11 protein-coding genes are annotated in these 12,502 nt (G+C 64.8%); 6 read left to right on the top strand and 5 right to left on the bottom strand.

Features of this window, described 5'->3' with window-relative positions; genetic code table 11:
• The first annotated feature begins 140 nt into the window (after positions 1–140).
• Positions 141–956 (top strand): exodeoxyribonuclease III, encoded by an 816-nt coding sequence (xth, locus tag ACM43_RS23810; protein WP_157285151.1) that lies wholly within the window; start codon positions 141–143, stop codon positions 954–956.
• A 122-nt stretch (positions 957–1,078) separates the two neighbouring features.
• On the opposite strand, the gene ACM43_RS23815 is transcribed toward xth, so the two are convergent.
• Both ACM43_RS23815 and ACM43_RS23820 read right to left on the bottom strand, forming a co-directional pair.
• A complete protein-coding gene (locus tag ACM43_RS23815) occupies positions 1,079–1,522 on the bottom strand; it encodes a cyclic nucleotide-binding domain-containing protein (RefSeq protein ID WP_271543212.1) in 444 nt (147 codons plus the stop codon).
• Between the two features lie 58 nt (positions 1,523–1,580).
• Positions 1,581–2,267 (bottom strand): response regulator transcription factor, encoded by a 687-nt coding sequence (locus ACM43_RS23820; RefSeq protein ID WP_008142830.1) that lies wholly within the window; start codon positions 2,265–2,267, stop codon positions 1,581–1,583.
• A gap of 210 nt (positions 2,268–2,477) precedes the next feature.
• On the opposite strand from ACM43_RS23820, the gene ACM43_RS23825 reads away from it, so the two are divergent.
• Complete coding sequence (locus ACM43_RS23825) at positions 2,478–3,047, top strand: L,D-transpeptidase family protein (protein ID WP_271543214.1); 570 nt, start codon at positions 2,478–2,480, stop codon at positions 3,045–3,047.
• A 194-nt stretch (positions 3,048–3,241) separates the two neighbouring features.
• Here the strand turns inward: ACM43_RS23825 and ACM43_RS23830 are convergent, their stop codons facing one another.
• The gene (locus tag ACM43_RS23830) at positions 3,242–3,931 is read right to left on the bottom strand and encodes a YggS family pyridoxal phosphate-dependent enzyme (RefSeq protein WP_271543216.1); all 690 of its coding nucleotides are present in this window, start codon (positions 3,929–3,931) and stop codon (positions 3,242–3,244) included.
• A gap of 109 nt (positions 3,932–4,040) precedes the next feature.
• Here ACM43_RS23830 and ACM43_RS23835 point away from each other — a divergent pair, with 109 nt between their 5' ends.
• Entirely contained in the window at positions 4,041–5,744 is a 1,704-nt protein-coding gene (locus ACM43_RS23835; protein ID WP_036003074.1) for a sensor domain-containing diguanylate cyclase, read from the top strand.
• A 59-nt stretch (positions 5,745–5,803) separates the two neighbouring features.
• Here the strand turns inward: ACM43_RS23835 and ACM43_RS23840 are convergent, their stop codons facing one another.
• Positions 5,804–6,850, bottom strand: a complete 1,047-nt coding sequence (locus tag ACM43_RS23840) for a GGDEF domain-containing protein (RefSeq protein WP_271543219.1) — start codon at positions 6,848–6,850, stop codon at positions 5,804–5,806.
• A 187-nt stretch (positions 6,851–7,037) separates the two neighbouring features.
• Here ACM43_RS23840 and leuS point away from each other — a divergent pair, with 187 nt between their 5' ends.
• From leuS to holA, 3 genes are all read left to right on the top strand, one after another.
• Positions 7,038–9,689 carry a leucine--tRNA ligase gene (gene leuS, locus ACM43_RS23845; protein ID WP_271543222.1) on the top strand — a complete coding sequence of 884 codons (2,652 nt, stop codon included), beginning with the start codon at positions 7,038–7,040 and terminating at the stop codon, positions 9,687–9,689.
• Complete coding sequence (gene lptE, locus ACM43_RS23850) at positions 9,676–10,227, top strand: LPS assembly lipoprotein LptE (protein WP_157285155.1); 552 nt, start codon at positions 9,676–9,678, stop codon at positions 10,225–10,227. Before leuS ends, lptE begins: the two co-directional genes overlap by 14 nt.
• Positions 10,228–10,291: 64 nt before the next feature.
• Positions 10,292–11,320, top strand: a complete 1,029-nt coding sequence (holA, locus tag ACM43_RS23855) for a DNA polymerase III subunit delta (RefSeq protein ID WP_271543225.1) — start codon at positions 10,292–10,294, stop codon at positions 11,318–11,320.
• Positions 11,321–11,520: 200 nt separating this feature from the next.
• On the opposite strand, the gene ACM43_RS23860 is transcribed toward holA, so the two are convergent.
• Positions 11,521–12,408 (bottom strand): ParB/RepB/Spo0J family partition protein, encoded by an 888-nt coding sequence (locus ACM43_RS23860; RefSeq protein WP_036024286.1) that lies wholly within the window; start codon positions 12,406–12,408, stop codon positions 11,521–11,523.
• Positions 12,409–12,502: the final 94 nt, after the last annotated feature.

Consider the following 12,502-nt stretch of genomic DNA (forward strand, 5'->3'; position numbering starts at 1 on the left):
GGGCAAAGGCGCTCTTGCGCCGTGCCCACCACCTCTCCTCACGGCCATCACGGTGGGCACGCTTCGCTTTGCCCACCCTACGAGAGCTCGCTGTGGACAAGCATTTTCCCCGCGTCAATCCATGCTAAGACGCATTTCCCATGCGTCTTTCCCTGACAACCTGGAACATTAATTCGGTGCGGCTGCGCATCGACCTGGTCGCGAAGTTTCTCAAGAGCGCGCGGCCGGAGGTGCTGTGTCTGCAGGAGACCAAGTGCATCGACGATGCCTTTCCGCTTAAGCGCTTCAAGCGGCTCGGCTACGAGCACGTCGCACTGAACGGGCAGAAGGGCTATCACGGGGTCGCCATCGTCTCGAAGATCCCGTTCGAATCGAAGGACATCCGCACCTTCTGCGACAAGGTGGATTCGCGCCACATCTCGGTGTCGTTCGGTGAAAAAGCGGGCATCGCAAAACCGCTGGTGCTGCATAATTTCTACGTACCCGCGGGCGGCGACATTCCCGATCCCGCACTGAACGAGAAATTCGACCACAAGCTCCGCTTCCTCGACGAGATGACGGCCTGCGAGCCGCTGCATCCGCGTGACGAGGATCGCCACATCCTGGTCGGCGATCTCAACGTCGCCCCGCACGAGAACGACGTGTGGTCGCACAAGCAGCTGCTGAAAGTGGTCTCGCACACGCCGATCGAAACCGAGAAGCTGAAGGCGGCGCTCGAAGCCGGCGAATGGGTCGACGTCGCGCGCGATCGCATTCCGATGTCGGAGAAGGTCTATACGTGGTGGAGCTACCGCTCCGCCGACTGGACCGTCGGCGATCGCGGCCGCCGGCTCGACCACATCTGGGTCTCGCGCGCGCTGAAGGATGCAGTCAGCGATTTCAAGATTCTGCGCGATGCGCGCAGCTGGGAGCGGCCGTCGGACCACGTGCCCGTCACGGTGACGCTGGAGGTGTGAGCCGCGGTGGGTCATTCCGGGGCGCGCCACTTGGCGCGAGCCCGGAATCCATTCATCAACTGACTCTGCCGCTCAATGGATTCCGGGTTCGCGACTTCGTCGCGCCCCGGAATGACGAGGGCTCAGCTCGTCAGCTTCGCACCGGCCATCAAAATATCGCTGGCGATCTGGCTGGAGCGGACCGCGAATTCGTCGCGCAGGCGCACCGCCGCAGCGGGATCGCTTTCGAGCACGCGCTGGAACAGGCTGCGTGCGACGCGGATGACGGAGGAATGCTCCAGCGCCATCGCACTCGACGGCCGCTTCATCGGCACCACCAGCGCGAGCTCGCCGATCAGCGCGCCAGGGCCGGCGATCATTTCGGCGCCCGCGCCGTCCTCGACCCGGAAGGCGCCGCGCTGGACCACGAAGCCGGCGTCGGCGTCGTCCCCGAGATTGAACAGGACGTCGCCGCGGACGAAGTCACGCTGCTCGGAGCCGATCGCCAGCATGCGCAACGAGGCGTCTCCCAACAGGCGCAGTGTCGGGACACGCTCGAGAAGCGCTACATCATCGTCGATTGACATTCAGGTCCGAGGCTCGAAGGCGTGCGATCTAAAACGATTCGCACGCCATCGAAGCGTATCACGGCACCAGCTTGTAGCCACCGGCTTCCGTTACCAGGATCTCCGGGTTGGCGGCGTCCTTCTCGATCTTCTGGCGGAGGCGGTAGATGTGGGTTTCCAGCGTGTGTGTGGTGACGCCGGAATTGTAGCCCCAGACCTCCTGGAGCAGGGTCTCGCGCGACACCGGCATCTGGCCGGCCCGGTAGAGGAAGCGGAGAATCGCGGTTTCCTTCTCGGTGAGGCGGACCTTGCGGGCATTGGCCGCGGTCAGCATCTTCGAGCCGGGGCGGAAGGAGTAGGGTCCGACCGAGAACACCGCGTCCTCGCTGGCTTCATGCTGACGGAGCTGGGCGCGGATGCGCGCCAGCAGCACGGCGAAACGGAAGGGCTTTGCCACATAGTCGTTGGCGCCGGATTCCAGGCCCAGGATCGTATCGGAATCGGTGTCGTGCCCCGTCAGCATGATGATCGGGGCCTTGAAGCCGCCCTTTCGCAGCGAGCGGACAACCTCGCGGCCGTCGGTGTCGGGCAGGCCGACATCCATCAGGACCAGATCGGGGGAATTGGCCTTCGCGGCGCTGGCGCCCTTGGCGCCGGTATCGACCGCAGAGGCTTCGAATTCTTCGTGTAGCGATAATTGCTCCACCAACGTGTCGCGCAGATCGGTATCGTCATCCACGATCAGGATCTTGCGGGCATTGGCCATGGGGGGTCATCCTTTTGGGGTCCGGCTCGGCAGCACATCCATGCCGCACCCAGCCGCGAGGGGAAGTTTAAGGTCGTTCGTCATTATTGTTATTGTTGTTCGTGTTGAAGTAGTGGGCTGTTACCGATTCACAAGCCGGAAGCACTCTAACCCAAGATAGCAGGACGTTTGGATGAATGTCCTGTAATGAATTCGACATTGCACGTTCGCATGAAAAATAAAGCAGCTTCAATCGGTTACATCAGGAATCGAGGCCCCGGGCCGCTCTCGGCGATCCGCGTTAAGCCTGCTGCCGGCAATCCGCGCCGGGGCTGGCTGACGGCGGGAGCGCTGACCATTCCGGTTGCGCTGGGGCGAGGCGGCATTCTCGCCAACAAGCGCGAGGGCGATGGCGGCACCCCCAGAGGCAGCTTCCGGCCCAGGCAATTATGGTGGCGGGGCGACCGGCACAGCCGTCCCCGGACGTTCCTGCCGGCCCGGGTGATCACCGGCGTGGACGCCTGGTGCGAGGATCCGCGGGACCGCCGTTACAACCAGAGCATCCGGCTCGGCGAGGGGCAGGGCGGCGACCGGCTCCAGCGCGCCGACCATCTCTACGACTTCATCATCGAGATCGACCACAACACCCGGCCCCGCATCGCCGGCCGCGGCAGTGCGGTGTTCCTGCACCTTGCCCGCGACAATTTCGGCCCGACCGCCGGCTGCGTCTCCATGACGAAATCCGCGATGCTGCAATTGCTGCGGCGCCTGGGCCCGCGCACAAAGATCATCATCGGTTGAGAGGCGCCGTCATTGCGATCTGTCCCGCTCCAGGTCGAGGGGCAGCATTTTGCTGCTCGTGCCCCGGACGCAGCGCAGCGCTCCTTAAGGGTGCGCTGCAGAGCCGGGGCCCATTCGCGGCACATGAAGGCATTGCTCTGGGTCCCGCTTTGGCGTTGCGGCTTGTCCGGGACACGACAGATCCTCGCCAACGGCTAGCGACGCCCGAAGATCGCGCTGCCGACGCGCACATGGGTGGCGCCCAGCATGATGGCGGTCGCGAAATCGGCGCTCATGCCCATCGAAAGATTCGTCAAGCCATTGCGCGCGGCGATCTTGGCGGTGAGCGCAAAGTGTGCGGCGGGCGGCTCGTCGACCGGCGGGATGCACATCAATCCGGAGATCGTCAGCCCGTAGGTGTCGCGGCAGCTCGCAATGAAGGCATCGGCCTCGCCGGGAGCAATTCCGGCCTTCTGCGGTTCCTCGCCGGTATTGATCTGAACGAACAGCTGCGGGTGCTTGTTCTGGGATTCGATTTCCTTGGCTAACGCTTGGCAAATGCTCGGACGGTCGACCGAATGGATGGCGTCGAACAGCGCGACCGCCTCTTTCGCCTTGTTGGATTGCAGCGGCCCGATCAGATGCAGCGCAATATCGGGGTGAGCAGACGTTAACGCCGGCCACTTGGCTTTGGCCTCCTGCACCCGGTTTTCGCCAAATACGCGCTGTCCGGCGGCGATTACCGGGGTAATTGCATCCGCCGCGAACGTCTTGGATACGGCGATCAGCGTGACCGAGGCGCGCTCACGCTGCGCGTCCCTGCAGGCGCGTGCAATTTCGGCTTCGACCGCGGCGAGCGCGGTTGGTGAATCGCCGGTTACCGGCGCGACGTTGGCTTCCGTCATGACGTCTCTTGGTTGTGACCCGAACCCGAGTTAGGTCCAATTTTACCGAGTTCAAGAAACAGTTTTTGAACCCTTCGCTTTACCTTAGCCCGCGGGGTGGGTAGCGAAAATGGCAAGCGTCAGTCTCAACCGCAAGCGCGCGAAACTCAAGCAGGTTCTCGGTATCCGGGCGCGGCTTGCGTTGCTCGCGGTGATTCTCGTGACGCCCTTGATGATCGAGCGCATCCGTTCCCTCGAAGACACGCGCGCGCGGCAAGTTGCGCAGGCCGCGGCTGAATTCACCACGGTGGCGAGGCACAGCGCCGATGCGCAGCGCCAGGTGATCTCGTCGGTCGAGACCATTCTGAAATCGGAGGCCTTCATCCGCGCCTCCGCCGGCGGCATCAGCAAGAGCTGCGACGTGCTACGCGCGAGCCTGCCGTCGAGCCTGCCCTGGATCCGCACGCTTCTGATCGCCGGCCAGGACGGCCGCATCCAATGCGCCACCAACAACATGTATGTTGGCCTCGATCTCAGTGACCGACCGTACTTCCAGCAGGCCCAGGAAACCGGCCGCTTCGTGCTGAGCGACTTCATCATGTCGCGACCGGTACCGTCGCCAACGGTGATGGCGGTCTATCCGGTCTCCGCCTTCAGCGGCGTGGCTGATGCCGTCGTGCTCGCCACCGTCAATCTCGACTGGATGTCGAAGGTCATGAACAATCTGGGCGGTCGCGCCGGCATCACTGCGGTGCTGGTCGACAGCGCGGGCACCGTGCTGGCGGCCCCGGCCGATCAGCACAGCGCGGTCGGCCGTCCGCTCGACAACATGCCGCTGATGTCCGCGATCGCCGACAAGGCGCTGCGCTCTGATCAGGATGAGGGTTCGCTGTCCTTTCTCGCCGCCGACGGCTCCCGCCGCGCGGTCAGCTATATCCGCATCGCCGGCACCAATGCCCGCCTGATCGCCAGCATCGACGAAGACAAGGTGTCCGCAGCGGTCAGCCGCGACATCCGCACCGCCTATCTGCAGCTCGCCTTCGTGCTCATGTTCGTCCTGCTCGGCGCGCTGATCGCCGCCGAAAAGCTCGTGATCAAGCCGATCGAGATGCTCGCCGACATGGCCAAGCGGCTCGGCGAGGGAGACCTGTCGGCGCGCGCCGCGCGCAATCGCCTGCCCGCCGAGTTCGTGCCGCTGGCCCGCGCGTTCAACGCGATGGCCGCGCAGCTGAGCCAGCGCGAGCGCGAGCTGATCGCAAGCAACGACCGCCTGACGGTGATGGCGTCGATCGACATGCTGTCCGGTCTCGCCAACCGCCGCGGCTTCCAGAGCCGGCTGGATTTCGAATGGATGCGCGCGCAGCAATATGGCAGCGAGCTGGCGCTTCTGATGATCGACGTCGACCATTTCAAGCTCTTCAACGACACCTACGGCCATCTCGAAGGCGATTCCTGCCTGACGCGGCTCGGCGAATCGCTGTCCGGCATCGCCGCCGACACGATGGGCTTCGCGGCCCGCTACGGCGGCGAGGAGTTCTGCCTGCTGCTGCCGAACACCGACGTGACGCGCGCCGTCGCGATCGGCGAGCAGGTGCGTTCGGCCGTGCTGAGGCTCTGCCTGCCTCACATCACCTCGAACCACATGATCGTCACGGTCTCGATCGGCGTCGCCGCGACCAAGCCGAGCGAATCCTTGCGTCCCGGCGACCTGATCGAAGCCGCCGACGCCGCGCTCTACGCTGCCAAGCATCGTGGCCGCAACAATGTCGTCGAGCACGGCGTGCAGGCGATCGCGACCGGCACGGCCGAGATGATGATGGTGGCGAGCGCCTAAAGCGCTGGTTCTTCACCTCGCCCCGCTTGCGGAGAGAGGGAGCATATCGCGGTCGACCGCTACCCCGCAGCCCCGGCCCGCTCGAGCTCGATCTCCGTCACCACACGATTGCGGCCGCCGCCCTTGGCGAGATAGAGCGCGCGGTCGCAGCGTTCGATCAGATCCGTGATCGCCTCGCCGGTCCGGTATTGCGCCACGCCGATGGACACGCTGATGCCGGGCAGGGTCTCGCCGGTCGAACGACGCGTGATCGTGCAATCTGCGATCGCGCGCCTGATCCGTTCGGCGATCTCGGCGCAAGCGGCTAGATCGGCGTCCGGCAGCACCGCGATCAGCTCCTCGCCGCCATAGCGGGCCGGCAGATCTTGCGCGCGAACCTTCTCGCGCAGGACCTTGGCCATCAGGCGCAGCACCTGATCGCCGACACCGTGGCCGAAATTGTCGTTGAAGGACTTGAAGTGGTCGATGTCGAGCATCAGCACGCTGAGCGGCTCGCCCCATTCCGCGGTCGTCTGCGCCTTGCGCAGGAATTCGTCGAGGGCCCGCCGGTTCGCCAGCCCGGTCAGCGTGTCGGTCCGGGCGCGCTGCTCGGACCGCGACAGCGAATCGCGAATCACGTCGAGCTCGCGGGTCTTTTCCGCAAAGCCTGCCTCCAGCCGCGTCGCCCGCGTGGCCGCCCGCGCCAGCTCGTTCATGAGCTGGGCAACCAGCAGCTTTGGATCGACGCCGGCCTTGCCCTGGTCGGCCACCTGGCTGATGACCTGCATCTGCGAATGATTGTCGGCGATCGCCATCGCCAGAAACTCCTTCGCCGTCCCCATCAGCGCCTGCAGCCGCTCGGACGTGTCGACCACGACGGCACTCACCTGGGGCGCGATGTAGGTCTCGAACAGATCCTGATTGGTTTGGGGGTCGAAGGGACGATTGTGGTCGATCAGGAGATCGATCGCGTTGCGCAGATCGTCATGGCTGCCCGCGAAATACTGGAACCAGACGGCAAAGTTGGCAGGGGTCGGTGCAATCCGCTGTTCGGCCATGCTCCGCATCGCCCGCCCTGCGACGGACGCGGCATAGTCGTAATCGGGATCGTCGAAGCTGGAATCCATGTGCGGTAATGCGACCTTGTCGGATCGCAACTTGGCATCGACGCCTTAATCACACCCCAACACGGACCCTCGTAGTTATGCGGAGGGGGTCGGTTCCCAAAACGCGGCAACCCATTGACCCCTTAAGGGCTTCTATGGCCTAGTCCGCCGTCTTGAGACGGCCGAACCACGAAAACCCAACGATTCCATGACCTCCGAACGCTATAACGCCCGCGACGCCGAACCGCGTTGGCAACGCCTCTGGGACGAGCAGGCGATCTTCGTCTCCAAGAACGACGATCCGCGGCCAAAATATTACGTGCTCGAGATGTTCCCCTACCCGTCCGGGCGCATCCATATCGGCCATGTCCGGAATTACACGCTCGGCGACGTGCTGGCCCGCTTCATGCGCGCCAAGGGGTTCAACGTGCTGCATCCGATGGGCTGGGACGCCTTCGGCCTGCCGGCCGAGAACGCCGCGATCGAGCGCAAGGTCGCGCCGAAGGCCTGGACCTACGACAACATCGCCGCGATGAAGAAGCAGCTCCGCTCGATCGGGCTGTCGCTGGACTGGTCCAGGGAGATCGCGACCTGCGACCCCTCCTACTACAAGCACCAGCAGAAGATGTTTCTGGACTTTCTGCGCGCAGGGCTTGCCGAGCGCGAGAAGCGCAAGGTGAACTGGGACCCCGTCGACATGACCGTGCTCGCCAACGAGCAGGTGATCGACGGCCGCGGCTGGCGTTCGGGCGCCGTCGTCGAGCAGCGCGAGATGAACCAGTGGGTCTTCAAGATCACGAAGTACTCGCAGGAGCTACTGTCGGCGCTCGACGGGCTGGACCGCTGGCCCGACAAGGTGCGGCTGATGCAGCGCAACTGGATCGGTCGTTCGGAAGGCCTGTTGATCCGCTTCGCGCTGGATGCGGCGACAACGCCGGCCGGCGAGAGCGAGCTGAAGATTTTCACGACGCGCCCGGACACGCTGTTCGGCGCCAAGTTCATGGCGATCTCGGCGGATCATCCGCTGGCGCAGGCCGCCGCCGCAAAGAACCCTGAGCTTGCGGAGTTCATCGCAGAGATCAAGAAAATCGGCACCGCGCAGGAGATCATCGACACCGCGGAGAAGCAGGGTTTCGACACCGGCATCCGCGCGGTGCATCCGTTCGATCCCACCTGGAAGCTGCCGGTCTATGTCGCCAATTTCGTGCTGATGGAATACGGCACCGGCGCCATCTTCGGCTGCCCGGCGCACGATCAGCGCGACCTCGACTTCGTCAACAAGTACGCTCTCGGCAACACGCCCGTCGTATGCCCGGAAGGCCAGGACCCGAAGAGCTTCGTCATCACTGATACCGCCTATGACGGCGACGGCCGCATGATCAATTCGCGCTTCCTCGACGGCATGACCATCGAGCAGGCGAAGGAAGAGGTGGCGAAGCGGCTCGAGACGGAGCTGCGCGGCAATGCGCCGGTCGGCGAGCGCCAGGTGAATTTCCGTCTGCGCGACTGGGGCATTTCGCGCCAGCGCTATTGGGGCTGCCCGATCCCCGTCATTCACTGTCCGAAATGCGACGTGGTGCCGGTGCCGGATGCCGATCTGCCCGTGAAGCTGCCGGACGATGCGACCTTCGACAAGCCGGGCAACGCGCTCGATCATCATCCGACCTGGAAGCACGTCACCTGCCCGCAATGCGGCGGCAAGGCTCAACGCGAAACTGACACCATGGACACGTTCGTGGACTCGTCCTGGTACTTTGCGCGCTTCACCGATCCCTGGAACGAGGCTTCGCCGACTACGCCTGCAGTCGCCAACGGGATGCTGCCGGTCGACCAATATATCGGCGGCGTCGAGCACGCGATCCTGCATCTGCTCTACAGCCGCTTCTTCACCCGCGCGATGAAAGCGACTGGGCATATCGCGCTGGACGAGCCGTTCGCCGGCATGTTCACGCAAGGCATGGTGGTGCACGAGACCTACCAGAAGGCCGACGGCAGCTATGTGCAGCCGGCCGAGGTGAAGGTCGAGGTCGGCGGCAACGGACGCCGCGCCACGCTGCTGACGACGGGCGAAGACATCGCGATCGGCCCGATCGAGAAGATGTCCAAGTCGAAGAAGAACACAGTCGACCCCGACGACATCATCGAGACCTATGGCGCCGACGTGGCCCGCTGGTTCATGCTGTCGGACTCCCCGCCCGACCGCGACGTGATCTGGAGCGACGAGCGCGTCCAGGGTGCCTCGCGCTTCGTGCAGCGGTTGTGGCGGCTGGTGAACGATGCCGCCACCCTCGGCAAGGCTGCGCCGGCGGCCCGGCCGGCCAGCTTCGGCCCGGACGCCACGGCGTTGCGCAAGGCCGCCCACGGCGCGCTGGACAAGGTCACCGCCGGCATCGAGCGGCTGCACTTCAACGTTTGCCTGGCCCATATCCGCGAATTCACCAATGCCTTCTCGGAGGTGCTCCAGCGCCCCGGCCAACCTGCCCCGGATCTCGCTCCAGATTTGGCTTGGGCGATCCAGGAGGCCAGCCAGATCCTGGTCCAGCTGTTCTCGCCGATGATGCCGCACCTCGCCGAGGAGTGCTGGCAGGTGCTTTTTGAGAATGGTCTTGGCCGAAAGGGGCTGGTTTCGGAGGCCGATTGGCCGCAAATCGAACGCGATTTGCTGGTTGAAGACAGCGTGACCCTGGTGGTGCAGGTCAACGGCAAGAAGCGAGGTGAGGTCACAGTTGCAACAGCGGCCCAAAATCCGGAAATCGAGGCTGCCGTTTTGGCCCTCGATGCGGTAAAGCTGGCCCTGGACGGCAAGCCCGTCCGCAAGGTGATCATCGTCCCCAAGAGGATCGTGAATGTTGTCGGCTAGGACCCGTATCGCAGCCCGCTTGCTGGCAGTCGCCGCACTGGCGGCGCTGACGGCCGGCTGCTTCCAGCCGATGTATGCGGAGCGCAGCGACGGCACCCCGGGCCTGCGCGAGAAGCTGATGGGGGTCGAGCTGCCCCCGATCAACAAGCCCAATGCCTCCCGCGAGGCCCGCGTCGGCGTCGAAATCCGCAATGCGCTGGCCTTCAAGCTTTACGGCACCGCGACGGGCATGCCGCCGACCCACCGGCTCGATATCCGCTTCACCACCAACCGCTCCTCCCTGATCGTCAGCTCCGCGACGGGACTGCCGACCAGCGAAAATCTTGGCATCGACGCCCAGTACAATCTGGTCGAGGTCGCGACCGGCCGGTCGGTGATGACCGGCTCGACCTTCTCGCGCGTGTCCTATGACATGCCGGGGTCCTATCAGCGCTTCTCGCGCACCCGCGCGGTGCGCGATGCCGAGGATCGCGCCGCCAACGAGATCGCCGAGAACATCACCACCCGGCTCGCCTCGTACTTCACCGCGGGGACGTAGTACCCTTCCGTCATTCCGGGTTCGCCTCTGACGAGGCATTGCGGAATGACGAGTATCGGACAATATGGTCGCACTGCGCGGAAAAGAGATCGACGCCTTCCTTGCCCGCCCCGATGCGGGCCGTCCGATCATCCTGCTCTACGGTCCCGATGCCGGCCTCGTGCGCGAGCGCGCCGACGCGCTGATCGCGTCCGGCGTCGACGATCCCAACGATCCGTTCTCGCTGGTCAAGCTCGACGGCGACGAGCTCTCCGCCGAGCCTTCGCGCCTCGTCGACGAAGCCATGACGGTGCCGCTGTTCGGCGGCCGACGCGCCATCCGCGTTCGCGCCGGCTCGCGCAGCTTTGCCTCCGGCATCGAAACCCTGACCGAGATGAACGTGAGGGATTGCCGCATCGTGATCGAGGCCGGCGAGCTCCGCCCGGAATCGCCGCTGCGCAAGGCCTGCGAGAAAGCCAAGACCGCCGTGGCGATCGGCTGTTATCCCGACACCGAGCGCGATCTTGCCAAGCTGATGGACGACGAGCTGCGGATCGCGAATTTGCGCATCGCGCCGGACGCCCGCGCGGCGCTGATGTCGTTCCTCGGCGGCGACCGTCAGGCCTCGCGTAACGAGCTGCGCAAGCTGACGCTCTACGCCCACGGCAAGGGCGAGGTCACGCTGGACGACGTCATGGCCGTGGTCGCCGATGCCTCGGAGCTGAAGCTCGATCCGATCGTCGACGGCGCCTTTGCCGGTCGGCCCGACATCGTCGAGACCGAGTTTGCAAAGGCGATGATCGCCGGGACCTATCCCGGCGTGATCATCTCGGCCGCGCAACGCCAGGCCGCGTGGCTGCACAAATCCGCGCTGGCGATTGCCGACGGCACGCCTGCCTCCGCCGTGCTCGACGGCGGCTTTCCGCGCCTGCATTTCTCGCGAAAGCCGGCGGTCGAAACCGCGCTGCGCAACTTCAGCCCGGCGCGGCTCGCCGCTGTGATCGAGCAGCTGGCGACCGCCGCCCTCGACACGCGCAAGCAGTCCACCCTCGCCGCCGCCATCGCCCAACGCGCGCTGATGGCGATCGCCGCGAATGCGAAACGGCGGGGCTAGTCTAGGTCCCCGCTCTCTCCACGTCATTGCGAGCGCAGCTCTCTCCACCCGTCATTGCGAGCCGAGCGAAGCAATCCAGAATCTCTCCGCAGAGGGACTCTGGATTGCTTCGCTGCGCTCGCAATGACGATGTGGAAATAGTTGCGCACCCACGCACGCCCTGTCGTTCTCGAACGCGGGAACGACGCCGAGGATTCGGTCTACAGCGCGCCCTTGGCCAGCCGCTTCATCACCTCGTCGAGCTGATCGAGGTTGCGGTAGTTGATCTGCACGGAGCCGCCGGGATCGCGGTGATTGACGGTGACCTTGAGGCCGAGCGCGTCGCTGACGCGCTTCTCCAAATCGATCGTGTCGGGGTCCTTCTCCTTGCCCCCGCTGGCGCGCGCCTTCTGCGGCTTGCGCTCCGGCACGCCCTCTTCATGCGCAAGCGCCTCGGCCTGGCGGACGTTGAGACCTTCCTCGACGATGCGCTTGGCGGCGGCGAGTGGATCGGGCACGCCGATCAGCGCGCGGGCGTGGCCAGCCGTCAGCTCGCCGGTCGCGATGAAGGCCTGCACTTCCGCCGGCAGCTTGGTCAGCCGCATCATGTTGGCGACGTGACTGCGGCTCTTGCCGACTACCTTGGCGATGTCCTCCTGGCTGCGTTTGAACTCGTTGGCGAGCGCATGATAGCCCTGCGCCTCTTCCATCGGGTTGAGGTCCTCGCGCTGCACGTTCTCGACGATCGCGAACTCCAGCGCATCGCTGTCGCTGATGTCGACCGGGACGATCGGCACCTCGTGCAGGCCGGCCATCTGCGAGGCGCGCCAGCGTCGTTCGCCGGCAATGATCTCGAAGCGGTCCTGCGCGCCCTTCACCGGACGCACCACGATCGGCTGGATCACGCCATGCTGCTTGATGGACTCCGAGAGCTCCTTCAGCTCGGTGTCCGAAAAGGTGCGGCGCGGGTTGCGCGGATTGGCCTTGATGAATTCGATCGGCACCTTGCGCTGCGCGCGCGGACGATCGACATGCTGAGCCTCGCCGCCGACGTCACCGATCAGACTTGCAAGACCCCGGCCCAGTCGCGAACGCGCTTCGTCGGCCATCGCCAGCTCCCTTGGATTCACAGTGCAGCACTCCAGAACTGAATTTCGAATCGTAGGGTGGGTTAGCGAAGCGTAACCCACCTCCTCTGTTTCC

This window comes from Bradyrhizobium sp. CCBAU 45321 (assembly GCF_028128975.1).
Lineage (GTDB): Bacteria > Pseudomonadota > Alphaproteobacteria > Rhizobiales > Xanthobacteraceae > Bradyrhizobium > Bradyrhizobium yuanmingense.

Coding starts and splice junctions, on each gene's coding strand:
- xth (WP_157285151.1), top strand. CDS start 141: ATGCGTCTTTCCCTGACAACCTGGAACATTAATTCGGTGCGGCTGCGC.
- ACM43_RS23815 (WP_271543212.1), bottom strand. CDS start 1,522: ATGTCAATCGACGATGATGTAGCGCTTCTCGAGCGTGTCCCGACACTG.
- ACM43_RS23820 (WP_008142830.1), bottom strand. CDS start 2,267: ATGGCCAATGCCCGCAAGATCCTGATCGTGGATGACGATACCGATCTG.
- ACM43_RS23825 (WP_271543214.1), top strand. CDS start 2,478: ATGAAAAATAAAGCAGCTTCAATCGGTTACATCAGGAATCGAGGCCCC.
- ACM43_RS23830 (WP_271543216.1), bottom strand. CDS start 3,931: ATGACGGAAGCCAACGTCGCGCCGGTAACCGGCGATTCACCAACCGCG.
- ACM43_RS23835 (WP_036003074.1), top strand. CDS start 4,041: ATGGCAAGCGTCAGTCTCAACCGCAAGCGCGCGAAACTCAAGCAGGTT.
- ACM43_RS23840 (WP_271543219.1), bottom strand. CDS start 6,850: ATGGATTCCAGCTTCGACGATCCCGATTACGACTATGCCGCGTCCGTC.
- leuS (WP_271543222.1), top strand. CDS start 7,038: ATGACCTCCGAACGCTATAACGCCCGCGACGCCGAACCGCGTTGGCAA.
- lptE (WP_157285155.1), top strand. CDS start 9,676: ATGTTGTCGGCTAGGACCCGTATCGCAGCCCGCTTGCTGGCAGTCGCC.
- holA (WP_271543225.1), top strand. CDS start 10,292: ATGGTCGCACTGCGCGGAAAAGAGATCGACGCCTTCCTTGCCCGCCCC.
- ACM43_RS23860 (WP_036024286.1), bottom strand. CDS start 12,408: ATGGCCGACGAAGCGCGTTCGCGACTGGGCCGGGGTCTTGCAAGTCTG.